Origin of the sequence: Curtobacterium sp. PhB142, assembly GCF_004341255.1 — a bacterium.
GTDB lineage: Bacteria > Actinomycetota > Actinomycetes > Actinomycetales > Microbacteriaceae > Curtobacterium.
The window spans coordinates 17,505-41,375 of sequence record NZ_SLUT01000011.1 but is presented as its reverse complement, the minus strand read 5'-3'; the positions used below and the strand labels follow the sequence as shown (position 1 = coordinate 41,375).

Annotated in this window: 21 protein-coding genes and 1 pseudogene; 13 read left to right on the top strand and 9 right to left on the bottom strand. The window is 68.6% G+C overall.

Annotated features, from left to right (window positions below):
* Window positions 1–293: 293 nt before the first annotated feature.
* From EDF31_RS17785 to EDF31_RS17775, 3 genes are all read left to right on the top strand, one after another.
* The gene (locus EDF31_RS17785) at window positions 294–5,474 is read left to right on the top strand and encodes a DUF6531 domain-containing protein (protein WP_131847153.1); all 5,181 of its coding nucleotides are present in this window, start codon (window positions 294–296) and stop codon (window positions 5,472–5,474) included.
* On the top strand, window positions 5,471–5,908 hold the full coding sequence (locus EDF31_RS17780; protein WP_131847151.1) for a hypothetical protein: 438 nt from the start codon (window positions 5,471–5,473) through the stop codon (window positions 5,906–5,908). The genes EDF31_RS17785 and EDF31_RS17780 overlap by 4 nt, the downstream gene beginning before the upstream one ends.
* A 200-nt stretch (window positions 5,909–6,108) precedes the next feature.
* Window positions 6,109–6,633, top strand: coding sequence for a hypothetical protein (locus tag EDF31_RS17775; RefSeq protein ID WP_123341231.1), 525 nt, complete (start codon window positions 6,109–6,111; stop codon window positions 6,631–6,633).
* On the opposite strand, the gene EDF31_RS17770 is transcribed toward EDF31_RS17775, so the two are convergent.
* The 3 genes from EDF31_RS17770 to EDF31_RS17760 all read right to left on the bottom strand — a co-directional run bounded on the left by EDF31_RS17770 (window position 6,579) and on the right by EDF31_RS17760 (window position 9,768).
* Window positions 6,579–7,466 carry a carboxypeptidase-like regulatory domain-containing protein gene (locus tag EDF31_RS17770; protein ID WP_159572678.1) on the bottom strand — a complete coding sequence of 296 codons (888 nt, stop codon included), beginning with the start codon at window positions 7,464–7,466 and terminating at the stop codon, window positions 6,579–6,581. The genes EDF31_RS17775 and EDF31_RS17770 overlap by 55 nt on opposite strands.
* Before the next feature lie 224 nt (window positions 7,467–7,690).
* Window positions 7,691–8,926, bottom strand: coding sequence for an acyl-CoA dehydrogenase family protein (locus tag EDF31_RS17765; RefSeq protein ID WP_123341229.1), 1,236 nt, complete (start codon window positions 8,924–8,926; stop codon window positions 7,691–7,693).
* Window positions 8,927–9,342: 416 nt separating this feature from the next.
* Window positions 9,343–9,768, bottom strand: coding sequence for a hypothetical protein (locus tag EDF31_RS17760; RefSeq protein ID WP_123341228.1), 426 nt, complete (start codon window positions 9,766–9,768; stop codon window positions 9,343–9,345).
* A 170-nt stretch (window positions 9,769–9,938) separates the two neighbouring features.
* Between EDF31_RS17760 and EDF31_RS17755 the strand changes: the two genes are divergently transcribed.
* The 7 genes from EDF31_RS17755 (at window position 9,939) to EDF31_RS17725 (ending at window position 14,549) form a co-directional block, all read left to right on the top strand.
* The gene (locus EDF31_RS17755) at window positions 9,939–10,310 is read left to right on the top strand and encodes a hypothetical protein (RefSeq protein WP_123341227.1); all 372 of its coding nucleotides are present in this window, start codon (window positions 9,939–9,941) and stop codon (window positions 10,308–10,310) included.
* Between the two features lie 46 nt (window positions 10,311–10,356).
* Window positions 10,357–10,854 (top strand): hypothetical protein, encoded by a 498-nt coding sequence (locus tag EDF31_RS17750; RefSeq protein WP_123341226.1) that lies wholly within the window; start codon window positions 10,357–10,359, stop codon window positions 10,852–10,854.
* Window positions 10,855–11,325: 471 nt separating this feature from the next.
* Entirely contained in the window at window positions 11,326–11,658 is a 333-nt protein-coding gene (locus EDF31_RS17745; protein ID WP_123341225.1) for a hypothetical protein, read from the top strand.
* 51 nt (window positions 11,659–11,709) lie between these two features.
* Complete coding sequence (locus EDF31_RS17740) at window positions 11,710–12,309, top strand: DUF5819 family protein (protein WP_131847149.1); 600 nt, start codon at window positions 11,710–11,712, stop codon at window positions 12,307–12,309.
* Entirely contained in the window at window positions 12,306–13,277 is a 972-nt protein-coding gene (locus tag EDF31_RS17735; RefSeq protein WP_159572674.1) for an HTTM domain-containing protein, read from the top strand. The genes EDF31_RS17740 and EDF31_RS17735 overlap by 4 nt, the downstream gene beginning before the upstream one ends.
* Window positions 13,216–14,106 (top strand): serine hydrolase domain-containing protein, encoded by an 891-nt coding sequence (locus EDF31_RS17730; RefSeq protein ID WP_347812753.1) that lies wholly within the window; start codon window positions 13,216–13,218, stop codon window positions 14,104–14,106. Before EDF31_RS17735 ends, EDF31_RS17730 begins: the two co-directional genes overlap by 62 nt.
* Window positions 14,094–14,549, top strand: coding sequence for a DUF1648 domain-containing protein (locus EDF31_RS17725; protein WP_131847142.1), 456 nt, complete (start codon window positions 14,094–14,096; stop codon window positions 14,547–14,549). The genes EDF31_RS17730 and EDF31_RS17725 overlap by 13 nt, the downstream gene beginning before the upstream one ends.
* Before the next feature lie 185 nt (window positions 14,550–14,734).
* Here the strand turns inward: EDF31_RS17725 and EDF31_RS17720 are convergent, their stop codons facing one another.
* Both EDF31_RS17720 and EDF31_RS17715 read right to left on the bottom strand, forming a co-directional pair.
* Complete coding sequence (locus tag EDF31_RS17720) at window positions 14,735–15,784, bottom strand: methionine synthase (protein WP_131847140.1); 1,050 nt, start codon at window positions 15,782–15,784, stop codon at window positions 14,735–14,737.
* A 32-nt stretch (window positions 15,785–15,816) separates the two neighbouring features.
* The gene (locus EDF31_RS17715) at window positions 15,817–16,776 is read right to left on the bottom strand and encodes a putative oxygenase MesX (RefSeq protein WP_131847138.1); all 960 of its coding nucleotides are present in this window, start codon (window positions 16,774–16,776) and stop codon (window positions 15,817–15,819) included.
* Between the two features lie 120 nt (window positions 16,777–16,896).
* Between EDF31_RS17715 and EDF31_RS17710 the strand changes: the two genes are divergently transcribed.
* Window positions 16,897–17,838 carry a LysR family transcriptional regulator gene (locus EDF31_RS17710; RefSeq protein WP_131847136.1) on the top strand — a complete coding sequence of 314 codons (942 nt, stop codon included), beginning with the start codon at window positions 16,897–16,899 and terminating at the stop codon, window positions 17,836–17,838.
* 74 nt (window positions 17,839–17,912) lie between these two features.
* Here EDF31_RS17710 and EDF31_RS17705 read toward each other — a convergent pair whose 3' ends face one another.
* A complete protein-coding gene (locus EDF31_RS17705; protein WP_131847134.1) occupies window positions 17,913–19,406 on the bottom strand; it encodes a family 20 glycosylhydrolase in 1,494 nt (497 codons plus the stop codon).
* A gap of 90 nt (window positions 19,407–19,496) precedes the next feature.
* Here EDF31_RS17705 and EDF31_RS17700 point away from each other — a divergent pair, with 90 nt between their 5' ends.
* Both EDF31_RS17700 and EDF31_RS17695 read left to right on the top strand, forming a co-directional pair.
* Window positions 19,497–20,675: an SGNH/GDSL hydrolase family protein gene (locus EDF31_RS17700; protein ID WP_165901479.1), complete on the top strand. Its 1,179-nt coding sequence runs from the start codon at window positions 19,497–19,499 to the stop codon at window positions 20,673–20,675.
* 82 nt (window positions 20,676–20,757) lie between these two features.
* Window positions 20,758–21,195 (top strand): hypothetical protein, encoded by a 438-nt coding sequence (locus tag EDF31_RS17695; protein WP_131847130.1) that lies wholly within the window; start codon window positions 20,758–20,760, stop codon window positions 21,193–21,195.
* 122 nt (window positions 21,196–21,317) lie between these two features.
* Here the strand turns inward: EDF31_RS17695 and EDF31_RS17690 are convergent.
* From EDF31_RS17690 to EDF31_RS17680, 3 genes and pseudogenes are all read right to left on the bottom strand, one after another.
* A pseudogene (locus tag EDF31_RS17690) lies at window positions 21,318–21,743 on the bottom strand (alpha/beta hydrolase); the annotation flags it as partial.
* Between the two features lie 64 nt (window positions 21,744–21,807).
* Window positions 21,808–22,314: a hypothetical protein gene (locus EDF31_RS17685; RefSeq protein ID WP_131847128.1), complete on the bottom strand. Its 507-nt coding sequence runs from the start codon at window positions 22,312–22,314 to the stop codon at window positions 21,808–21,810.
* Window positions 22,315–22,397: 83 nt separating this feature from the next.
* The gene (locus EDF31_RS17680; protein ID WP_131847126.1) at window positions 22,398–23,864 is read right to left on the bottom strand and encodes an SDR family NAD(P)-dependent oxidoreductase; all 1,467 of its coding nucleotides are present in this window, start codon (window positions 23,862–23,864) and stop codon (window positions 22,398–22,400) included.
* Window positions 23,865–23,871 lie beyond the last annotated feature (7 nt).

The window sequence follows — 23,871 nt, the reverse complement described above, 5'->3', positions numbered from 1 at the left end:
CTCGGTCGAGTCCGAGTTCCCCTCGGGGCGATTGGACGGCGCTGTCATCCGGGGCCCGCCCGCAGGCGACGTTGACTGCGCCCGCAGATCTGATGCGCCTGGGCGGAGCAGGCCCTGTCCTGGTGATTCGATGTCGGAGCGGGCCGATTCGTGTGTGCGGTAGCAGGCCAGAGAGATGCTTGGTCCGCTCGCTCGCTCGCTCGGGCTGGCTCCGTGGGGGACCAGCGACACGGGCGACGAGCCTGCGTTAGGTTCGACTGAGACAACACCGCTTTCCATGGGGGGACACAACGGTGACTGGAACGACAGACCTGACCGCGTACGCACTGCCGGACCTGACGTACGACTTCTCCGCGGCCGACGACCTCGCACGACAGTGCGACCTGGCGAAGACTACGGTGGAGCTCCAATCGCCGTCGCGCGCGGCGCTCGTCACGCTGGCCGGCACCGACTTCGCAGGCGGTTTCGCGGAGACCTTCCGGTCGAACGCGCAGATCGCCCAGGAGGACGCGCGCGAGCTCACCACGAAGCTCGGCGAGGTCGCGAGCGGCATCCGTGCGCTCAGCGATGCCGCGCGGGCGGAGAACACCCGCCGGCGCGAGGCCCGGGCCTGGCGCGACCGCGTGATGGCCCGCCGGACTGACCTCGTCGACAGTACTTGGGACCAGATTTTCGGTGAAGAACCCCCGCCGAGCAGTGGCAAGGTCGACGTTCCGGCCTTCCCGAGTACGAGCTACACGGCGCGTACCAGGAGCACGCCGACGCCGGGTGCCGGTCCGGGAACCGGGGGAAGTGTCTCGTCCGCGCGACCAGACCGCCTCCGGGCGTTCGCCTCCGGATCCGCCTCACTGAACGGCAGCCTGCAGGCGCTCCCGGGGCGGATCGCGGCTGCCCTGGCGGCCTTCACCCAGGGGTGCGACTTCGGCCGAGTTGACCTGTCGACGCTCCTCGCGGGCTTCCGGGCCTGGTCGACCGCAAATGAAGGCGACGTGGACTGGGCGAACACGATCGCAGCTGCCTTCGAAGCAGCCGGGGCGAGCGGAGACGTCGTCTCGCTGAACGACACTTCGCTCCTGGCCGCGCTACTGGCGGCGGGGGTGGGCAGGACGCGGACCGACCTCGACTTCGGCGCCCCGTCGTTGCTCGGCGCGGTCCCCACCAGTGGCTTCGCAGCCGACCCCGTGAACACGGCGACCGGCAACTTCGTCGAGCTGGAGCGTGACCTCTCCTTCGCCGGAGGCGCTGAGGGCTTCGAGCTCACGCGGTTGTACAACTCGTTCGACCTCGTCGCTGGTTCTTTCGGTCGCGGGTGGTCCTCAGTCCTCGACAAGCGCCTCGAGGTCCTCGCCGACCATGTTGAGTTGGTGCACGATGACGGCCGACGGAGCACTTTCCCGACCCGGGGCGACATCGCGGTTCGTGCCGTCGGAGAGAACCTGTGGCTGGCACCAGAACCCGACCCGACGGCGGGTTCGACGGTTGACCGTGAGGTGGTCCTCGTCGTCCGTGACAACGCCGGCTCCTGGTGGTCGTTCACATCCCGAGGGGTGTGGATCGCCGCCGGTACCGGGACCGCGGCGACCACCAAGGCCGTGCGGGACGGCGACGACAGGCTCGTGCGGCTCCAGCACCGACGCGGGCGGTTCATCGACTTCCTTCACCGCGACGGGCTGGTCCGTTCGGCGCGCTCCTCCGACGGACGCACGGTCACGTACGACTACGCCGACGACGGTGCACTCAGGTCGGTGACGGGTCCCGGCGGAACGCGGACGTACACATGGGAGGACGGCGGTCGCATCGAGCGGGTGACGGCGGCGGACGGCGTCGTCGAGTGTGCGAACATCTACGACCAGCACGGTCGTGTGCTCCTGCAGACGACTCCGCAAGGCCGCACGATCCGGTTCGCGTACCTTCCCGGACGGGTCACGTCCGTCGCCGATGAGGACGGCACACAGTCGAACACGTGGACATCCGATCGCCACGGTCGCGTGGTCGCAATCACCGACGCGGATGGTCGACGACAGTCGTTGAGCCACGACGAGCACGGGAACCTCGTGGCCTCGACCGCTCGTGACGGATCAGTCGCGGTGCACGAGTACGACGACCGCGGGCGCCTCACCCGCACCGTCGCAGCGGACGGGACCGACACGGTCGTCGCCCACGACGATCACGACCGCGTGCATCGCATCGAGCGCGACGGTCGAAGCGTCTCGTTCACGTACGCCGACCCCTCGGCGACGTACCCCTCGCTCGTCGTCGACGAACGAGGCGCTCGCTTCACGATGAACTGGGTCGATGACCTGCTCGTCCGCGTCGAGGACCCTGAGGGCGTCGTGCTGATGTACGAGTACGACGTTTCGGGTGACCTCGTCGCTGTCACGGACGCGCTGGGCGGGACGACCCTGTACACGCGGGACCACGTTGGTCAAGTGATCACGACCACCACTCCCCTGGGACACCGGACGCGCTTCGAACGTGACGCCGCCGGCCTCGTGACGTCCTGTGAAGCCCCAGACGGTTCCGTGTGGACGTTCGAACGCGACGCGGGGGGTCGTGTCATCTCGGTCGCCGATCCGGTGGGCGGGCAGACAACATACGAGTACGGAACCGGGGGCAGCGTCACGCGCGCCACGGATCCGCTCGGACGGGCGAGCGACGTTCGGTACGACAATCTGGGCAACCTGCACGAGATCCTCCTGCCGGACGGTACTCACTGGAAGATGCTCCACGACGCGCTCTCGCGACTGCGCGAGGTGACGGATCCGGCAGGTGGGCGATGGCTCCGGGAGTATGACGCCGTCGGGCGCCCGACGGCACGGATCGATCCCGCAGGCGTCCGCTCTGTCGTCGAGCAGACAGATCGTCCTGCGGCAGTACCGTTCTTGGACCTCGACCTCGCGGGCCGCGTAGTCGCCGGTACGTCTCCGCTCGGTGACCGTACGACCATCGAGTACGATGTCTGCGGTCGGCTCTCGGCGTGGACCGATGCAGACGGTGGCAGGACGATGCTCGGATACGATGCGGACTCGCGGATTGTGGAACGCATCGAGCCCTCGGGTGCCGTCACCACGTTCGAATACGACGCCTGTTCACGGCTGGTTGCGGAACGAGTGCCCGGCATCGGGACGACGCGGTACGGTCACGACCCTGCCGGGCGTCTGGTCACTGTCGACGACTCACCGAACGGTCGCCGGACGATCACCCGGGACATTGCCGGGCAGGCGGTCGCGGTCGACGACGCGCTCGGGCACTCCACGACCTTCCACCGGGACGTCCTCGGGCGGGTCACGCAGATGGTCGGGCCCTCCGGCGGGCGCACGCTGAACACCTGGACCGGGCTCGGTGACATGGCGTCGACGACCGACCCGATGAGCCGCGCCGTGACGTGGACTCGGGACGCAGCCGGCCGACCGACGGCCCGCACGAATCCCGATGGCCACACGACCACGTGGACCCACGACCCAGCAGGGCGGCTGACCGAGGTCCGTCAGGACGGCCGACTCGTTGCGGCAGTCGCGCGGGACGAGTCCGGCCGATCGATCACGATCACCGACAGGACTCACCCCGACGGCGAGCAGACCGAGCACCGGCTGGAGTACGGCGCCCGGCACGAACTACTCGGGCGCACGACGACTCGTGCCGGGCGGAGCATGACGACCGGATGGGAGTACGACGCCGCTGGCAACCAGCGCGCGATAACCACGCCGGACGGCGTCAGGACCGAGTACGACCGTGGTCGTGCAGGCATCCTGACCGGCATGAGGCGGCCCGACTTCCCCGACGCCTCGTTCCGGTACGACGGTGACGGCCGGCTGACCGAGGTCGTCGCCGGGTCCGTGGGTCAGTCGTGGCAGTACCGCGATGGCTTCGTCGTCGGGCATGTGTCAGACGGGCGGAAGACCACGCTCGAGCGCGACAGCCGAGGGCGCGTCGCTGCCGTGCGCGATCCGGACGGGATGACCGTGACGTACGAGTACGACGAGGCGTCGCAGTTGGTTGCCGCGACCGGGACGACCGCGTCGACCTGGACCTACGATCGCTCCGGCCGGATGGTCGAGGAGCGAGACGCATTCGTGAACACCTCGTACCTGCACGACGCCACCGGAGCGCTCCTGCAAACCGAAAGCCGAGGCGACGGGACCGCGGTCGTCCGGTTCGAGTACGACAGCTCAGGCAGGCGTGTCCTCGCCGCAACCGACGACGGCACCACCACGTACGTGTGGGACGAGCTCGGTCAGCTCCGCACAGTCGTGCGTGCAGACGGGGTGGGCGTGAAGCGCTCCGACCTGTGGGTCAACGCTCTCGGTGAACTCGCCGAGGTCAACGGCACGACGCTTTGCTGGGATCCGACGGCACCCGTGCCCACCCTGCTGGCGATCGGTGACGTTCCGATCGTCACCGCGCCCGGGATGCTCGGCGTCGACGGGAGCTGGATCACCTCGGGGTGGCGTCGTTCTCGCTCCGCGCAGCTACACGACCCGTGGTTCTCGACCGACGTCGCGACGTCACCGCGCCTCCCGGACGGCATCGAGGTCAGTCCGACCGGCACCGTCCTGGTCGGTGGACTCGAGCTGAGCGGAGCACGAGCGTACGATCCGTCGGTACGGTCGTTCCTGTCCCCAGATCCCCTGCCCCCGGTGGCGGGTGCGGCCTGGGCCGACAACCCGTACGCCTTCTCTGGCAACGACCCGGTCAACCAGACCGACCCGACCGGACTCCGACCGATCACGGACGCGGAACTCGCGGCGTACGGAGCCGGCCGACAGGGCTTGCTCGGGATCTCGTACCACTTGTCGAACAACGGCGCCTTCTCGATGGACGGGGACCTGCACGCCTCGCACGCCTTGTCATGGCTGCTCGGCATGTCGCTCCTCGACCCACGCATGCCGGGCCCAGGCGTCGTCCTCGGCGCGCTCAGTCCGCTCCCGCTGGTCGGTATCCCTGTCGGCATGGCAGCGGACTTCTACGCCGGGACCGTCCTGACGAGTGGGCAGGGTGAGATGCTCTTCGGGTGGGCGACGGGCACGTCACCTCGGACGTTGCTCTACGGATCGGACAGCAAGATGACGCAGGTCGTGAGGAACGAGCTGCCGGGTGACCAGCGCAGGGACATCCTCGACGATCTGAAGGACACGGGCGTCGCGACCGGGTACGGCTACCAGGCGGGACCCGCGTCGTTGACGAACCAGAACCTCCTCCGGGACATCCGCACGGTTGTCACCTGGCCGGTGGCGTCTGAACGGGATCGCACGCTCTTGGCCCTCGGGACGTACGACGTTGACGCGAAGGTCGTGTCGAAGGGCGACGACGGAACCACCGTGGTCGAGTACACGGCGACGAACGAGACCACGCTCGGCTCCGCCCTGCGGATTCCCGGGCTCGACTACGACGCGTTGAACCGAGCCGCTGGAGACCACGGTCCGTTCTCGCGGGTGACGGAGCGGTTCACGTGGACGGAGAAGGTGAAGTTGTGACTAGACACCTGGCGGGCGTCGCGACCTCGATCGCGGTGCTGGCGATGTTGTTGACCGGTTGCGCCGTCACGGCACAGCCCGAGCCGCAGGACTACGCCGGCACTTGGGTGCTCGAGGGTGCGGACGGCGACGGAGCGGCGGAGTTCACCGTGTCGGCGGATCGAACGTTCACGGCGCGCAACATCCCGATCGACCTCGCGTGCCGGACCAGGAACGCTGCGACGAGCCCTCCGGGCTGCGCGGGCGGCGGGGACTCGGCGAGCTTCTCCGGACGCTGGAAGGTGGCCGACGGGGACTCGACCGGCATTCGGTTCTACTTCGATGACCGCTTCGTGCGCCAGGGTTACTCGACCAACGGCGGACTCGGTTTCTACGTCGGATCACTCGATGTGCCGCGTCCCGACTACCTCTTCGTCCGTTCGTCATCGGACTGACCGGAAGCCTCTCACGCAGCCCGTCCGGTCACTGTCCCGAAGCACTCGACTCGCTCGCGCAGATCGTCGCAGACGGGAAAATGGGGCCATGACCGTCCTGACTCGCACACGTCTGCGCGGCGCCGTCGTGACCATGCTCGCGGCCGTGGAGCTCGCGACGACCGGATGCGCCTCGGGCGGCGCCGGCAGAGGAGACGACGGTGACCGGAGAGGACACGCGAGACGCGGCCGGCAAGACGCAGGCACAGGTCGCGAATCTGTCGTTGAAGGACGAGTTTGACTCGGCCGGCGAGCGGTACGAGCACGGGCAGGCGGTCCTCGCCGCCGCGCAGCAGCAGATCTCGGACGGCGCCTGGTACTGGAACGGTGGAGACGTCCGCCCGCTGCCGGCCGGCGACGCCGCGTTCGGCGAGGCACCGGACGGCGCGACCGGCGCGGAGCAGAACCTCGAACTGAGGCAGCGCTACTTCGATGAAGAAGGATGGCGGTCGCGCAGCGCGAAGGTCGGGACGGACCACGAGGTCCGGGCCGGGGTGACCTGGAGCGTCCGGCCGAACGGGCAGTACTCGCTCGGCGTGTACAGCGAGGCGGTGCCAGCTGGCGCCGCGCCTCCCGTCCGTCGTTTCTCACGTGATCGCGTGCAGTCGCGCAGTCAACTGCGCCCGACCACTCAGCGCGACACCGTCTCCGGTACCGCGCCACCCCAACCGTTGAACCCGCCGTAAACGACCTTCACCGGGACGGCTTGCGCCCGGTCTGCCACGTACCGGTACACGCCTCCCGGACGGCCGAGCCACATCGTCTGCGCGGTCGTTGCGGTCGTCGCCACGGTCCGGAGTTCCACCACGTACTGCCCGGAGGGGATCTGGAACTGCGCGGTCTGCTCGCTGTCGAGCAGCGTCGAGAACCGGGTCGAGAACGACGCACCGGTCGTCGCGTTCGTCACCGTGACGGTCGCGCCGCTCAGCTGCGCCGACGGGGTGCGGGACGCCGAAGCCGCGTAGACGACAAGGTCGTAGTCGCTGTGTGCGTAGTGCCGTGACAACGTGACTTGGGAAGCCGGGAGCGTTCCTCGCTGCTGGTACACCCGGGTCTTCCAGACGGCGGGCGACGCCGTTCCGCTGGCGTACGCCTCGATGCGGTACTTCCCGGTGCTCAACCCGACGAACCGGTACTGGCCTGTGCTGTCCGAGGTTGTTGTGAACACCTGCGAGGTGTCCTCGTTCCAGGCGTACATCAGGCGGTCGGCGGCGGGTCCCGTGGGGCCGACCACGCCGCCCTGCACGGTGGCACCGATCACGAGCGGCACGGTGACCGCGACTGTCGAACCGCCGCGGACCGCGATGCCCGAGCGGATTCCGGGGGCGTAGGTCTCGGTTCCGTGCGGCGGGAGTTGCTGCGTCGTCACCGTGACGGTGTCCGGTGCGGGGATGCCGGTGAACGTCGCGGCGCCGTCATCGTCGGTCGTGGCGTTCCCGACGACGACGTCGGTGCCGATCGCTGCGAGTTCGACGTCCGCCAGCCGGATCGCGGTGCCGTCCGGCGTTGCGAGCTGCACGGTGATCGTTCCGGATCCGGCCGCAGTCGCTGGTGGTGCGAGGCCGATCAGCGCGCCTGCTGCCAGCGCAACGGCCAGTGTCGTCCCCGTGATCAGTCGCATCGCGTTCCCCGATGGTCGGCCAGCCGTGCGTTGCCAGGGACTGTACGCGCACGGCGGCCGGGCGGCGGGGCAGGCACGTCGCAGCAGCGGTCACGCGGAAGCCGTCCCGGCTTCGACGGGCGTCACGAGGTGCGGGTCGCACCGATCGCCCAGACGCGGGGCGGTTCGGCACCGTTGACCGAGTGGTCACCGATGATCCGTGCCTTGAACACCCACGGGTTGTGGCTGCCGGCGGTGCGAGCGTTCCGCCAGTGCCGGTCGAGGTTCTTCGTCGTGCTCACCCCGGACGCCGCGAGCGCGTCGAACAGGTGCGAGGTCGCCGTCGTCGCCAGGGTGGTCAGCGCCACCTGCGCCTGCGCGGTCGCGAGTTCGGCGCGGCCGTTGCGGCGCTCGTCCTCGGCGGTGTCGAGCCCGGCTCCCTCGTACGCACCCTGCAGGGCTGCGGCGGCCCGGTCGACGATGGCGGTGGCGGCGAACCCGGCCGCCGACACTTCGCCGACGACCTGCAGGATCTGCGGGTCGGACGCGAACGTGTCGGCGTTGCCGTGTGAGAAGACGCGGGTGCGGTTGCGGACCTCGCGCGCGATCTCCCGTTCGCCTGCGAGGACGGACCCGGCGAGGACGCTCAACAGCACGCCCTGGTAGAACGCCGTCTGGTACTTGAACCGCTCGTCGAAGGGGATCACCGCGTCGGCCTGCACGACGGCGTCGTCGAAGGTGCTGGTGCCGGAGCCGGTGGTGCGCTGCCCGAACCCGTCCCAGTCGTCGGTGTGAGTGACCCCGGGCTGGTGCGCGTCGACGATCGCGATGACCCGCTCGCCGGTGTCCGTCCGTTCGGCGTAGGTGTCGATCCAGTCGGCGAAGATGCTGCCGGTCGAGTAGTACTTCTGCCCGGTGATCCGGAACGTCCCGTCCTGCTGCGGGGTGACCTTCGTGATCACGTCGCCGACCTGCACTGACCCGACTTCTGTCCACGAGTTGCCGGCGATCTCACCGCGGCCGAAGCGGTCCAGCCACCCCTCGCGTTCCCCGGTCCGTGCGACCAGCCGGTCTTCCACCAGCGCGAAGTGACCGCGGAGCGCCTGGGGGATGTTGCTGTCAGCGGTGGCGAGTTCGGTCAGCAGGCGGAACAGCTGGGGCAGGGTCGCCCCGGCTCCGCCGTGGGCGACGGGGACGCGGACGGCGCCGAATCCTGCGGCGGCGAGTTCGCGGATCTCCTCGAACGGGAGGCGGTGGTCGCGTTCGCGCTCGGACGCGCCGGCAGCGATGCGGTCGATGATCGGACGGAAACGGGCGAGGAGCTCGTCGTCGGCGCCCTCGTCGATCGTGCGGTCGGCGGTCTGGTTGCTGATGGTCACGAGGACTCCTTCGTGGTCTGGGTTGCTGCCTGTCGCGTGGTGTGGCGCCGTGTGGTGTCGATTCGTCTGGTGTGGGCGGACAGCCCGACCAGATGTGCGCAATGGCGAGACTGTGGCATCGCCGAACGCCCGCGAGAAGGGTTGTGTCGATGTGTGTCGGGGGGTCACTTCCCATGACACGTGACTGCGCAGCGACGAGGTGGGGCTTCGCAGCAGCGCCTTCGCAGTGCTGCGCGTGTGCGATGGCCGCGGAGCTCGTCGGACGAAGACGGGCATGCTCTTCCGAGAAACCCGCGTCGGCGACGCTCAGAGCAGCGCGCATCAACGAGGGAGCACGCACCCGCCAGAGGACCGGCCGCTGCCTTGCTTGGTGTGGGCGAAAGCCGTGGTCTCGGCGTCGTTCACTCCGGTGACGTTCAGGCCGGCGGGGTCGTCCCTGCGCCTTCGGTGTCGTCCGCGCCCGCAAGACCTGTCCCGGCCTGGTCGAGGTTCTCGCGTGGGTCGCCCATGTCTCCGGTCGCAGCGCCGGTGGGGGACCGCCCGAAGTGTTTACGGACGGCGTTCGCCTCGGCGAGGGACAAGGTGCGTCCTGCTCCGAGGGACGGAGCGCCCTTGATCGCGTCCTTCGTGTACCCGACGTGCACGTCCGTGCCGTCGAACGTGGCGTCGTCGGCGGGGACGAGCGCCTGGTGACGCCCGAGCAGTCCGGTTGCGACACAGACGTAGGCCGCACTGCCGTCCTCGTCGGAGGGGAACACCTGCACGACCTTGCCGACTGACACGCCGTTGCGATCCCGGACAGTCGCACTCTCGACCTGGTGGATGACGCCCTTGGTGATCATGAACGTAGTCAACGCCCTCGAGTCTGACGCTTCGCAGACGCCGTCCTCCAGGCCGGCGGTCAGGACCCGTGCGCCGATGGTGACGGAGAGACACACTGTCGTGGTCGGCACCCCGGTGCCAACGTGCCTCGTCGGCGCAACCGCGGCCGTGCCTCCAGGCCGGATCGAGAGTGGCGCACGCGGCGGACGCGACACGAACGGCATCGGCGGGGATACCGGACAGCATCCATGGGGCGGACGAAATCGACGCGGATGCGGTGGACGCGGGGCAAGCAGAGGTGGCCAAGCCGCTCATCGAACACTGGGGCGGCGACGAATGGGCCGCAGTCGGCCGGGACTTCAGTTCGGATCACAAGCAGGATCCGACCGCCCCAGGATTTGGTGCCACGAGTTTCGGCTCCGACGGAGCATCGGGTCTCAACCCCGTCCACGACCATGGAGTCCATACCTGGTACGGCGGCGGTTACCTCGACGAGGACACGCAGTCGCTCCAGAACGTGGGCTATGCCACGACCGGCCAGCCCGAACGGCTCACGAGATGATTGTGCGAACGTCGCAGACACAGCGCAATCTGAGTGGAGTTCCCAGATGAAAGTACCTCGACGGAAAGCCGTCATCGTCCTCCCGTCTGTAGGAGCGGTACTGCTCGCGGTCGCCGTCCTCGCCGGCTGCAGCTCCGGGCTCGGGAAGACCCCGGAGCGGGCGAAGCAGTCGATCGTCACGTTCGTCGAGGGTTCGACGGACGTTGTCGGTGACGGTTGGGAACCCAACGACGGTCCACGGCTGGGGAAGTGCGGACTCGGCCTCGGGACCGGCGGCGTCCAGTACGTCTACGCCAAGGTCCGCGCTGCCAGCGCTGATCCAAAGGCCGACGTCAAGGCGGTGGAACAGCACTGGAAGGAGCTCGGGGTCACGACCGAGCGGTACCAGACCGGCGGCGAGGACCCGATCCTCGGCGTCCGGGGCAGGGGTGGTCCGGTGAGCTCCTCCGACTTCCGTGCGGATCCCCGCGGGTACACGATCGACGGCAGCTCGCAGTGCATCGCGGGGGACTTCGACAAAATGAGCCTCGACAGCCAGGAATGACGAACTCGGGCTGACCGACGGTCAGGCAGGCGATGGGTGAGTCCCCGCCGACGCGATCTGCCCGCCGGAGCCGAGCCGTGCCTCCGGGGCGGACCGAGACCTGATCGCCTGCCGGACGCGACACGAAGGGCAGCCCGCCCTGTTGCCGAGGCGAGCCGTCCTGTGCGGCCGGGCCGCTCGCGCGATACCGGCACGGCGACGCTGGCGAGCTCGCCCGGCACGATGTCCGTATCCGCGGGCCTGCGCCGAGCTTCCCGAGCGCCGTCTCCGTGCCAGCGGTGCCACGCCCGAGTCCTGAACCTCGTCGTGGAAGACGGTGAAGGCGGGCTTGTCGAGCTAGAAGATGTGGACCCCGGCGGCCTTCCCTTCGGAACGTTGACCGAATGTGCCCAGATGGCATCGCACCCGCAAGCTAGATCGCTTGGTCAAACTGGTACACAGGTACTCCACACAACAGATTGGAGTTCGAAGATGAAGTTCAAAACGAAGCTCGCGGGTTCGGCCGCAGCCATCCTGGTCGGCAGCACGCTCCTGCTCGCTACGCCGGCGCAGGCTGCTCAGGCGTCCTATGAAAAGTCGAGTGCGATGGCAGAGGTCGTCGCGAACCAGGGGGCCCCGTCGATGACCTCTGAGCCAGAGCAGCGCGGGGTGGTCGGCGTCGCGAAGGCTCTGGCAGCAGGGTTCAAGGCGGCCAGCGCACCGCAGGCGGCGGGGAACGTCGCGCGTCTCGCGAGCATCCTCGGTTTCGCCGCGGACACACCGCAGCCCTCGGCACAGCTCGAGTCCGCCTACTTCGATCGCTGACGAGTAGGAGGGGCCCGTCCCAGTGGGCGGGTCCCTCCCTCCGGGAGAACTATGCACAAGACCTTGCTCGCAGCTGCGGGAGTGGCAGTCGCCGGAACGTTCGGCGCGTGCGCACTCGTGCTGGCTGGTCCGGTCACGCCGATCAAGTTCGATGTTGGCCCGGTGGTGTCCCTGCTGAATCCGCACCTCTCTCAGAACTGGCAGCTCTTCGCGCCGGATCCCATCAGTGATGAGCGCGGTGTGGTTGCTCGCGTCCGGTGCCAAAACGAGGTGACGCATTGGACCGACATCTCGTCGTCCGCCATCGCGCGGACCCAATCGTCGAGGTTCTTCCCGGATCGCGAGAGCCGGATCGTCAGCAATGCGCTCGTCGAGCGCTTTGCGCAAGACGACATCAGCAAGCGGCTTGAGGCCAGGGGCAAGGAGGACCTTGCGCCCTCCGACGTCGGCGCGCAGCGACGGGCGGAGCGGGTTCTGGCTCGCTACGCGGCGCTACAGATCCCGTGCCCATCGGCACTCGGCGTTGCTGACGGGCCGTCCGCTGTGCAACTCCGATACGTCGTCCAGTCGCTCGCGCCGTGGTCGAAGCGCGATGAAGGGTCAGCACGCGCAGAGCCTCGCATCACGGACTCCGAATGGATTCCCTTGTGATCCGCGCGCTCGGTTCCCGAGTCAGCGTCGTTGCCGACTGGATGGTGGATGCGCCTCGTGCGACGACCGCCCTGAGCCTGCTTAGGGCGGTCGTCGGGGTGGTGTCGACGGCGTTCTACATCCGGCAGTACGCAGGGCGACTTGAGTTCTTTGGCCCGGACGGTGTCTACGGGCTCGAAGGCATCCGCGATTACACGGCCGGTATCGGGACCTGGAGCCTCTACGCCGCGTCGGATTCGGCGGTGTTCTTCGAGGTCATCTTCCACATCGGCCTGGTGGTCGCGTTGCTTGTCACGCTCGGTGTGGGTGGCCGTCCGGTCCTCGCGGCCCACTACGTGCTCCTCTGGTCGCTCTACATGGCGAACCCGGCTTTCATGGACGGTGGTGACGCCCTAGCCGCGACAGCAGTGCTCTTCCTCTTGCTGACCAGGTGCTATTCGGCCTTCACCATCCTCAAAGGACGGCGAAGGCCGGAGGGGGGCCCGATCGCGTCCGTCCTCAACAACACGGGGCTCCTGCTCCTGGTGACCCAGGTGACTGTCGTCTATCTCATGGCCGGGTTGTACAAGGTGCAAGGTGAACTCTGGCAAGACGGCACTGCGCTGTACTACATCCTCAACGTCCCAGAGTTCTTTCTCCCAGAGCTCACGCCGTTGCTCGTGCAGTCGGACTGGCTGATGGTCATCAGCGCCTACGCCACTGTCCTGACGTCAGTGTTCTTCCCCGTGCTCGTCTTCTTCCGCGCGGGGAGGCCTGTGGCTGTCACGGCAATGCTCACATTCCACCTGGCGATTGCCTTGCTCATGGGTCTGACGTCGTTCGCCATCGTGATGGCCGCGTACGACCTCCTCTTCGTGAATGCCCACGTCGTGAGTCTTCACCGCCGAGCTCGGTCGTTGTGGAACGGTGCATTGGCCCGCATCTCGACCCGCTTTCAAGGAGGGACACCTGGTGCGGAATCCGCTTGAGAGCTCCGGGCTCTGGCGTGCGAGTCTTCGCACAGCTGACGGCTGGCGAACCGTCCGCGAGCCCCGTGGGCCCTACGCCACTGCCTCGATGCTGGAGTGGGGGAGCATCACGAAGGGACTCGTGGGCACGACGGCTTGGCTCACACTCGAGGTCGAGCGGCCGGTCGCGTACTACCTCCCCGGTGTGCCCGACGCCGACATGACCGTTGCTGACCTCGTGCACCACACCTCGGGTTTGCCACGGCTTCCGGCCGCGATGCGCGACCTACTGTTCGGCGACCCGTACCGAGAGGCCGTCGGCGTTCCCCTGGAACATGCAGTCGCGGAGCCGGTCACGCCCCGAGGGCAGTTCGAGTACTCGAACCTGGGGTACGCGCTCCTGGGCGCAGTGCTCGACGAGGTGCACGGCGACTGGTTCGCCGCTGTGCGCCAGCACGTCCTCGAGCTGGCGGGGATCAGCTCTGCGGCACTCGTTCCAGCTCCAGCAGACCGGGTGGTGCCAAAGCTCTTCGGTCGTGCGATCAAGCCGTGGGCGCTCGGGGAGTCGTCGTTCGCGGCGGCAGGCGGCGTTTGGTCCACGTTCGACGATCTCTGTCGCTACGCCGATTGGGCGCTCGAACCCGGAGCAGGGCAATCCCGCACGGTGAGCTGGCAGCGGGAAGGAGCATCGATCTGGATCAACGGAGAAGTGCGAGCGGCAGGAGCGGTCATCGCCAACGCGGCAGGGATCACCGCGGTGGTGCACACGCTCGCAAAGGCCCCACGCGCGGCCGACGCGATCGCCACGGCGCTCATCGACCGGGAAGCGCAGGGGACATGCAACGGCTGATGATTGCACCGATGCGCAGCGCCCGCGGTCGGCGCACGCGCGAGGGGCTTTTCGCTGCCGTCGCTGCTGCGTTCCCCGTCGTCGTCGAGGTTGTGCTCACCAGCGCCTGGTGGGATCGGCTACCCGAACGGATCGCGACGTCGTTCGGCCCCGACGGCAGCGCGAGCGGGTACGGAACACCGTTGGGAACCGCGATCCTGATCGCGGCGGTACAGGCGCTGTTCCTCGTGGCGGCGGTCGGGTCCGCCTTCGTTCGAGACCGGCGCAGAGGTCGCATCTCATGTGCGGTCACCGCAGGGTTCGTCGCGGCGCTCGCGATGAGTTGGCTGATCATCGTGGGATTGGCGTCTTCGGCGTTGAGCGCGACGGCTTGGTGGCTTCTCGCGGCGGCACCCGCGTGGGCCGTTGTTCCGTACTGGCTGCTCTCCGCCGCGAGGGACTGAAAGCGGGTCGTTGGGACAGCGACCGGGTCGAGGGGCAGTAAAAGGCGAGGGCAGTACCAACGCGACCTGTCGGACAGACCGCAGCCGCGCCTCCCGACCGGATCGAGAGCCGCGCACGAGGCGGGCGCGACACGAACGGCGGCTCTCCTCCTTCTGGAAGAGAGCCGCCGTGCGGCTGACAGCGCCTAGCGTCCTGAAGGGACGGCCGCGCCGACGAGCTCAGCCCGCACGATGTCCGCCCCAGCGGACAGCGCACCGAGCTTGTCCAGCGCGGCCCCACGCGCAAGCGGAGCCATCCCGCAGTTCGAGCTCGGGATGAGCTTGTCGGCCTCGACGAACTCGAGCGCCCGACGCAGGACCTCGGCGACCTCCTCCGGGGTCTCCACGGTCTCGGTCGCGACGTCGATGGCGCCGAGCATGACCTTCTTCCCACGGATCAGCTCGACGAGCTCGAGCGGCACGTGGGAGTGGATGCACTCCAGCGAGACGATGTCGATGGATGACTGCTGCAGGAGCGGGAACGATTGCTCGTACTGCCGCCACTCGGCCCCGAGGGTCTCCTTCCACTTGTTGTTCGCCTCGATGCCGTAGCCGTAACAGATGTGCACGGCGGTCTCGGCGCGCAGGCCCTCGGTTGCGCGCTCGAGCGCGGCCACGCCCCAGTCCTGCACCTCGTCGTGGAAGACGGTGAAGGCGGGCTCGTCGAACTGGATGATGTCGACGCCGGCGTCCTGCAGTTCGCGTGCCTCTTGGTTGAGGATCGTGGCGAACTCCCACGCCAGCTTCTCGCGGCTCTTGTAGTGCTGGTCGGAGAGCGTGTCGATCATGGTCATCGGGCCGGGGAGCGCCCACTTGATCGGACGGTCGGTCTGGGCGCGCAGGAAGCGAGCGTCGTCCACGAACACGGGCGCCCGGCGGCTCACGGCGCCGACGACGGTCGGGACGGCCGCGTCGTACCGGTCACGGATGCGGACGGTCTCCTTGCGGTCCAGGTCGACACCGTCGAGGTGCTCGATGAACGTCGTGACGAAGTGCTGGCGGGTCTGCTCACCGTCGCTGACGATGTCGATGCCGCGGTGCTCCTGCTCGTGGACGGCGGACCGGAGGGCGTCCTGCTTGCCCTCGGTCAGTGCTGCTCCTTCGAGCAGCCAGGGGGACCAGAGCTTCTCGGGCTCGGCGAGCCAGGACGGCTTCGGCAGGCTGCCGACGATCGAGGTGGGGAGGAGGGACGTCATGCGGGTGCGGTTCCTGTCAGGAGAGAACGAGGTCAGAGGGATACGGCGGCGTCGGCAGCGAACCGCGAGAGGAGCGCGTGGTGCGGCGTCACGAGGTGCTCCTCGGTCCACCGGCCCTGGGTGATCCCGAGGCGGCTGCGCTCCTCGCGGTCGTAGGTCACCGGGGTGGGCGTGAAGTCGGTGTGGTCGAGGGTGGGGCGGTAGGTGCTCCCGGCCGGGGTGTTCGCGGCGTAGATCTCCGGGCGGTAGATCTTCTGGAACGTCTCCATGGTGGCGATCGTGCCGATGAGCTGGAGGTCCGTGTAGTCCCCGGTCAGGTCCCCGCGCGTGTAGAACGCGAGCGGGGCCGACGCTCCGGCGGGCTGGAAGTACCGGACCCGCATGCCCATCCGGCCGAAGTAGTCGTCGGTGAGCGAGGAGTGCTCGTGCTCGTACTCGGCGCCGAGGACGGGGTGGACGTACCCGGTCCGGCGGTAGGTCTGGCTCGTCGAGACGCTGATGCAGACGACGGGCTCGGCACCGAACCCGTCGTGGAACGCCGGCGACGAAAGGAACCGCTGGAAGAGCGCCCCGTGCAGCGCCCCGAAGTCAGACGGCAAGCCCGGCGATGACGGCAGCAGCACCGAGAAGTCGTAGTCGCGCAGGTACGACGAGAAGTTGTTGCCGAGGATGCCGTGGTGGTGCTCGCCGGTGTGCTGGTCGACGATCGTGACGTCGAGCATCTCGAGCAGCGGGAACTCGGCGTCCGCTCCATCGTCGAAGAACTGCAGCGAGGCCGAAACGATGTCGAGCTGCAAGCGGTAGCGATCACCGGCAGCCAAGAGGTCGTTCGCGCGTCCGTCGATCATCGCCAGCGCAGCACGGAGGTTCTGCTGACGGTGCTCGCCCCGCGCCAGGTTGGCGAAGTTCGTGGTCAGCCGGGAGCTGTCGGCGGGGGAGTAGTCCTCGTCGAACCGGGTCCGGGTGATGCTGAAGGTGAGGTCGTTCGCCATGGTCGGCAATCTGTTCGTCGAGCGGCCCGTGGGCACGGTGGGAAGGATGAATCGATCATGGCCGGATTCGCGAGCCATCAGGTAATACCGAGACGCTATGCACCGGTATAGCCTCGGCCTATGGCCCGTGTCTCGAACGACATCACCCTGCAGCAGCTCCGGTACTTCATCGAGGTCGCGACGGAGGGCTCGATCAGCGCCGCGGCCGACCTGCTCTACGTGTCGCAGCCGACGATGTCCGCCGCGATGAAGGACCTGGAGACGCGGATCGGGCGCCCGCTCTTCACCCGATCGGCCCGGGGAGTCGTACTCACCGTCGACGGCGTCGAGTTCCTCGGGTACGCCCGGCAGGTCGTCGAGCAGGTCTCCCTGCTCGAGCAGCGGTACGTCGGCGGCCAGCGGTCGCGTCGGCTGCTCGGGGTGTCCGCCCAGCACTACTCGTTCGCGGTGGAGGCCTTCGTCCGGATGGTCGAAGCGGCCGCTGCGGACGAGTACGAGTTCTCGCTTCGTGAGACCCGCACCTGGGACATCATCGAGGACGTCCGCACGCTGCGCAGCGAAGTGGGCATCCTCTACCGCAACGACTTCAACACGCAGGTGCTCGGCAAGCTGCTGCGGGACGCCGGCGTCGTCTTCACCCCGCTGTTCGTCGCGCAGCCGCACATCTTCGTGGCCCGTCGGAACCCCATCGCGTCACGGGAGCGTGCGACCCTCGAGGACCTCGCCGACCTGCCACGGCTGACGTTCGACCAGGGCGCCAACAACTCCTTCTACCTGGCGGAGGAGATCCTGTCGACGATGTCGAGCAAGCGGGAGATCCGGGTGTCGGACCGGGCGACGATCTTCAACCTCATGATCGGCCTCGGCGGGTACACGATCTCCACCGGGCTCATCAGCGACGACCTCGATCCCGAGATCGTCGCCATCCCCCTCGACGTCGACGAACGCATCGAGATCGGCTGGATCGCGCACGCCTCGGTTCCCCTCACCGTGCAGGCGCAGACGTACCTGGACGAGTTGCGCGCGGTGGTCACCAGTTACGGCGTCGAGCCGCTCGGGTAGGCAGGCGGCGGGCCCGGCGGGCCCGGCGGGCCCGGCGGTTCCGGCGGTCGGCCTGGAGGCGCGACATGCGTCCGTCAGGAGACTGCGGTCTCGATCATCGCCTTCACGTGCGGCGCGCTCCACCGCAGGAGCGCGTCAGCGGGTGGACTGTCGAGGTCCTCGCCCCAGATCGCGACGGCGGCGCCCGACATCGGAGCTGCGAGCAGCGAACCGGAGTCGCCGTCCCACGCCCGGAGTGACCAGTTCTCGCGGAGGTCGGCGACGGTGTACTCGCTGTCGGCCGGGTCGAGGTCGGTCGGCACCTCGTACAGGTAGTACGAGTTGTAGTTGAGCAGGTCGATCCCGGCCTGCTGCAGGTCGACCGCACTGGCCCGGCGTGCTCGGCGTTCGCGGCGCTCGGCTGCGTCCTCGGTGTCACCGTCGAAGCTCCAGTACGTGACGTGGATGCGCGGGTCCAGTCGCCCGACCGCAGCGCGATCGATCCCGTCGTTCCAGGCCCACACCTCGCGGTTGCCGAGCGCGGCCGCCATCGCGTTCATCCACGCGACGCGTCGGGCGGCGGTGACGTCGCCGCCCCATTCGTCCCCACCGATGTGCACGGTGCGGCTGGACGGGAACGTCCGCTGCACCTCGGCGTACAGCTTCGTCGCCAGCGCGAGACTGCCCGGCGCCGACGGGTCGAGCTCGCTCTCGCCCGAACGGATGCGATCGACCCACTTCGTGCCGTGCTCCGCCTCGAGCAGGGCGAAGGCGGCAGCCATGTGGCCGGGAGTGTCGATCTCGGGCACGATCGCCACGCCCCGCTTCGCCGCGTAGTCGGCGATCGTGCGTGCCTGTGCGGCGCTGAGGAACGGACGATGGGTGACCCGGCTCGTGTACACGCCGTGATCGAGGTCGGCGTTCGCCAGGGTCTGGCCGAGGACCGCGCTCTCGATGCCGACGTTCTGGTCATCGGTGAGGTGCAGGTGCAGGAAGCGGCCGCCGTCGTCGGCGAGCAGGTCGATGTACCGCTTGATCAGTGCCACGGGGTAGTAGGCGCGAGCGACGTCGAGCATCACGCCTGTCTGGGGATGTGGGCGAGGCGTCCGCTTGGTGGTGACGGTCGAAGCGGACGTGCGGCAGTGCTGCCCGGAGTACGCACCCACGCAGGCGAGGACCGAGTACTTCCCGGCCGCGGCACGGGAAGGCGTCGTGCGGACCGCGCTGACCGTCGTGCTCGAACCCGGGGCGAGTGGCCTCACCACGACCCGGCCGAGCGTGTACTTCTTCGTGCCAGTGGACAGGAAGAGCCAGGCGGACGAAGCCGGCTTCCGCACCGAGGTGGTGTTCGTGACCTTCAGGGTGGTCCGGACGGCGCTGCCGGTCGAGGTGACGGTGGGCGCCGCGGTGACCCTGGTGACCGTCACCGGCGACGCTGCGGTGTCCGCTGATCCGGCGACCGCACCGATGCCGACCAGCGCTGCTGCCGACACGGCGATCGCCAGACCGACCGCGATGGTCCGTCTGACGGAGTACGGCGCGGTCGCTGGACCGGCAGTCGGGTCCGGGGTTCCGGCGGAGGAAGGCACGGAGACGACGGTAGTTCACCAGGGTTGCGCGGTTAGCATTGCCCGACCCGGCACCCGGTCGCGGACCAAATCCCACCCAGGGGAGACAAGGTGAACAGCCACGAGCGCACCACCGATCGCGGTCGGCGTCGAAGGTCGCGCCGGCTCGTCACCGGCCTGGTCGTCGCACTCGTGTCGATCGTCGCGACGGGGTGCTCCGCGGCGAAGGCCCCGGAGGTCGCCGAGCCGCTCGCGACCTGGAACGCCGCCGTGGCCGACCGGACCGAGGCGCCCGCGAACTGGGTCGCCCTGGGCGACTCGATCACCGAGGGGCAGGGCGCCTCGTCCCGCTCCACCCGGTGGATGGACCTCACGCTCGACCAGCTGCGCACGGAGCACCCGACGGACGGGGTCACCGGAGGGGCCGGGTACCTCCCGGCGCAGTTCGCCGTGTACGCACCGGACTCGACCTGGGGTGACTGGGCGACGGCGCGCACGGGGGAGAGCCAGTTCGACATCACCACCCCCGCCCTCGGCTACCGATCGGTCGGCATGCAGGCGGGCGCCTCGCGGAGCTACGGCTTCACGGGCACCGGGTTCGACATCTGGTGGGCGCGCTACCCCGGGTCCGGCGACTTCACCTACAGCGTCGACGGAGCGGCACCGACGACCGTGTCCACGACGGGGACTGCCAGCACCGGGACGACCACGACGGTGGACGGACTGTCGAGCGGGGAGCACACGGTGACCGTCACCGCCGTCGCGCCGTTCTCCTTGCTGGGGTTCACGATCTACGACGGTGACCGGGACAAGGGGATCCACCGCTACGACTCCGCGCACTCGGGCTCGACGATCGCGACGTTCACGAAGGACCAAGAGGGCTTCCTGACGGCGATGCGTCGAGCTGCTCCGGACCTCATCACCATCACGCTGGGTGGCAACGACGCGGCGAACCTCACACCCGACGAGCTCGGCGCCCAGTACGTGGCGTTCCTCGAGACGCTCGCGGCGCTCCCCTCGAAGCCCTCGCTGCTCGTGATCGGCGAGTTCACGCCGGCGTCGAGCATGACGGACGGCATGGCGGAGCCGTGGTCGAGCTACCTCGCCGAGATCAAGCGGGCCGCAGCGACGGGCGGAGCCGCGTACGTCAGCATGGCCGACACGTTCCCCGAGGCTGACACGTCGGGCTCGGGGATCTACTCGACGGACGGTATCCACCCCAACGACGAGGGGCAGCGTCGGATCACGAAGCTCGTGCTCGCCACCCTGGCTGCGCACGAGGGCGACTGAGGGGCGGAGCTGCTCCGTGCGGCCGTCGAGCCCTGGACCGAGGCATCCCCGGAGTGGTGCGACGATCCACTAGCGTGAGCGCATGGGGGAGCAACGCAACCACCAGTGGCTCGGCCCCGATGAGGACGCGTACCTCCGCCCGGCACGAGCGCAGCCTCGGACACCGTACGTCCCGACGAAGCCCGGCGCGATCGACCTCGTCGTGACCGCTGTCACGCTGGCCGTCACCTACGTCGCCGCGCCCCTCGCCTGGTTCTGGGTCGTGCTCAGCCAGATGGCCTTCGTCGGGTGCACGGACACCGCTAGGAACTGCAACTACGACGCGAGTTCGGTCGTCCTCATCGCGTATCCGCTCGTCTCGGGTGTCATCGCCGTCGTCGGGACGTGCTGGGTGGTCGCCCGTCGGCGCCGGTGGCAACCGGGGTCCTTCGCCGCTCTGGGCACGCTCGCCGGCCTCCTGGCGGCCTTCGTCGTCGCTGAGTTCGTCACGGACGTCGCGTCCGGCGGCCACCTGTTCTGAACCGCCGGGCGGGCCGCTGACGCACGGTGGGCAACGGACTGGAGGCGCGGTGCCGGTGAGTCGATCGACTCACCCGCACCGCGCCTCCAGTCCGGGTCGCTGCGAACGCAGCGTCAGCGACGTCAGCCGCGGATGAACGCGAGGATGTCGGGGTTGATGATGTCCGCGTGCGTCGTCAGCATGCCGTGCGGGTAGCCCTCGTAGACCTTCAAGGTCGAGTCGCTGAGCAATTCTGCCTGCTTCAGCGAGGCGTCCGCGTAGGGCACGACCTCGTCGTCGTCGCCCTGCAGGACGAGGACGGGAACGGTGATCGCGCGCAGGTCCTCGGTCTGGTCCGTCTCCGAGAACGCCTTGATGCCCTCGTAGTGCGCGACGGCACTGCCCGTCATGCCCTGACGCCACCAGTTGGCGATGACCGGCTCGGACGGCGTCACGCCGTCGCGGTTGAAGCCGTAGAACGGGCCGGAGGCGACGGCCTGGAAGAACTCGGCGCGGTTGGCGGCGAGTGCCTGGCGGAACCCGTCGAAGACCGCGATGTCCGTGCCCTCCCGGCGGCTGCGACTCGTGCCGATCCGGCGCCCCTTCGTCTGGGCAGCGGCTTCCGGGCGTCGATCAGTTTCCCGACCGGAGCTTGTCGGGCACACCGTCGGAGCATGCGAAGGTAGCGGAGATCTGGTAATTGCCGGGGTAGGCGTTGAAGCTTGCCGAGGTCACTGGACCACCTCGACCACGGACGCCGGGTACTGGATTCGCGCCTCCGCTCTGGTACTCCTCGACCTGGATGCCGAGGCCCTGCCAGTGCTTGCTCACCGACTGAACGTCGGTCTTCGCGTCGGCGCCCGTAGTGTCCGCTCGTTTCATGACGTACACGAACGTCGTCCCCGTCGCACCACTCGGCTGCTCGCACTCCCGAACTCCCGGACCGCTCAGGTGCTCCCAGCTCCCGCCGGCTGCTGACGAGGACTGTTCCACGAAGTCGACAACGGACTGCTTCGCTTCTGACGGTTGCACTGTGGGCTCTCCTGGATCGTTGCTGCAGCCGGACAGGAGGAGGGTGGAGCATCCAAGGACCACCGCGGTCGCGATCGACCTGTTGAGCGGGGAGCGCTTCGTCGTCACGGTTGTCCCTGCATCTGATCGATCACGGTCTTCTCGTACCACGTCATTCCTTTGGGCTGCGCAGCGTCACTGCCGTACGGAGCTCACCAGGAACTGGGCTTGTAGTCCTTCAGGAACACGCCGAACACGTCCTCGCCCGCCTCGCCCCGCACGATCGGGTCGTACACGCGTGCAGCCCCGTCGACGAGGTCGAGCGGCGCGTGGAAGCCCTCCTCCGCCAGCCGGACCTTCGTCGGGTGCGGTCGTTCGTCGGTGATCCACCCGGTGTCGACGCTCGTCATCAGGATGCGATCGGTCTCGAACATCTCCTGCGCACTCGTTCGGGTCAGCATGTTCACGGCGGCCTTCGCCATGTTCGTGTGCGGGTGTCCCGGTCCCTTGTAGGCGCGGCCGAACACACCTTCCATCGCGCTGACGTTCACCACGTAGGTGCGGTGCGCCTCGCTCGCGGCCATCGCGGGACGGAGCTTCGAGATCAGGATGAACGGCGCGGTGGTGTTCGCGAGTTGGACCTCGAGCATCTCGAGCGGGTCGACCTCGTCGACGGCCTGCGTCCACGAGTTCACGTCGTGCAGGTCGGGCACGAGACCACCTGCGTCGATCGCGGTGCCCATGGCCAGGCGCTCGAGCGAGCTCGACCCCGGAGCCATGGCCTGCTCGGTCAGTTCGTCGGCGCGGGCTGCGGCGGCCGCGAGGATCGGGTGCGCCGTGACCGACCGGGCGAGCGCCTGCGGGTGCTGGTCGTTCGTGTGCCCGAAGGTCACGAGCTCGGGCAGCGGGCCGTCCGGCAGCGGCGCGAGTTCGGCGTCGACGAGGGGCTGGTACGCGCCGGGCGACCGGCGAACCGTCTGTGTCGCGTTGTTGATCAGGATGTCGAGGGGACCGGCCGCGGCGACGTCCTCGGCGAGACCGATGACCTGGGCCGGGTCGCGCAGGTCGATGCCGACGACCTTGAGGCGCGAGATCCAGTCGGCGGAGTCGGGCAGGCTCGTGAACCGGCGGACGGCGTCGCGGGGGAACCGCGTCGTGATGGTCGTGTGGGCGCCGTCGCGCAGCAGGCGGAGCGCGATGTACATGCCGATCTTCGCGCGGCCACCGGTCAGCAGCGCCCGCTTGCCGGTCAGGTCGGTCCGGGCATCACGCTTCGCGTGGCTCATCGCCGCGCACGAGGGGCACAGCTGGTGGTAGAACGCGTCGACGACCGTGTACTGCTGCTTGCACATGTAGCAGGGGCGGGACTTCAGCAGGGTGCCGGCGGTGGACGCCGTCGTCGAGGTGCTGATCGGGACCCCGCGGGTCTCGTCGTCGATCCGGTCGGCTGCTCCGGTCGCGGTGGCGGCGATCACGAGGCGGTCGGCCTCGGCGATGACCGCGCGCTTCTCGAGTCGGTGCGCACGCTTCACGGCCTTGAACATCTTCGCCGTGGCCTGACGAACCCGCACGAAGTCGGGGTGCGTCTCGTCGATGTCGCTCATCTGCTCGAGCACCCGGAGCGTGGCGTCGAGGTCCTCGGGGAGGATGCCGCTGGGTTCGGGGTGCTCGGAGATCACACGGGAT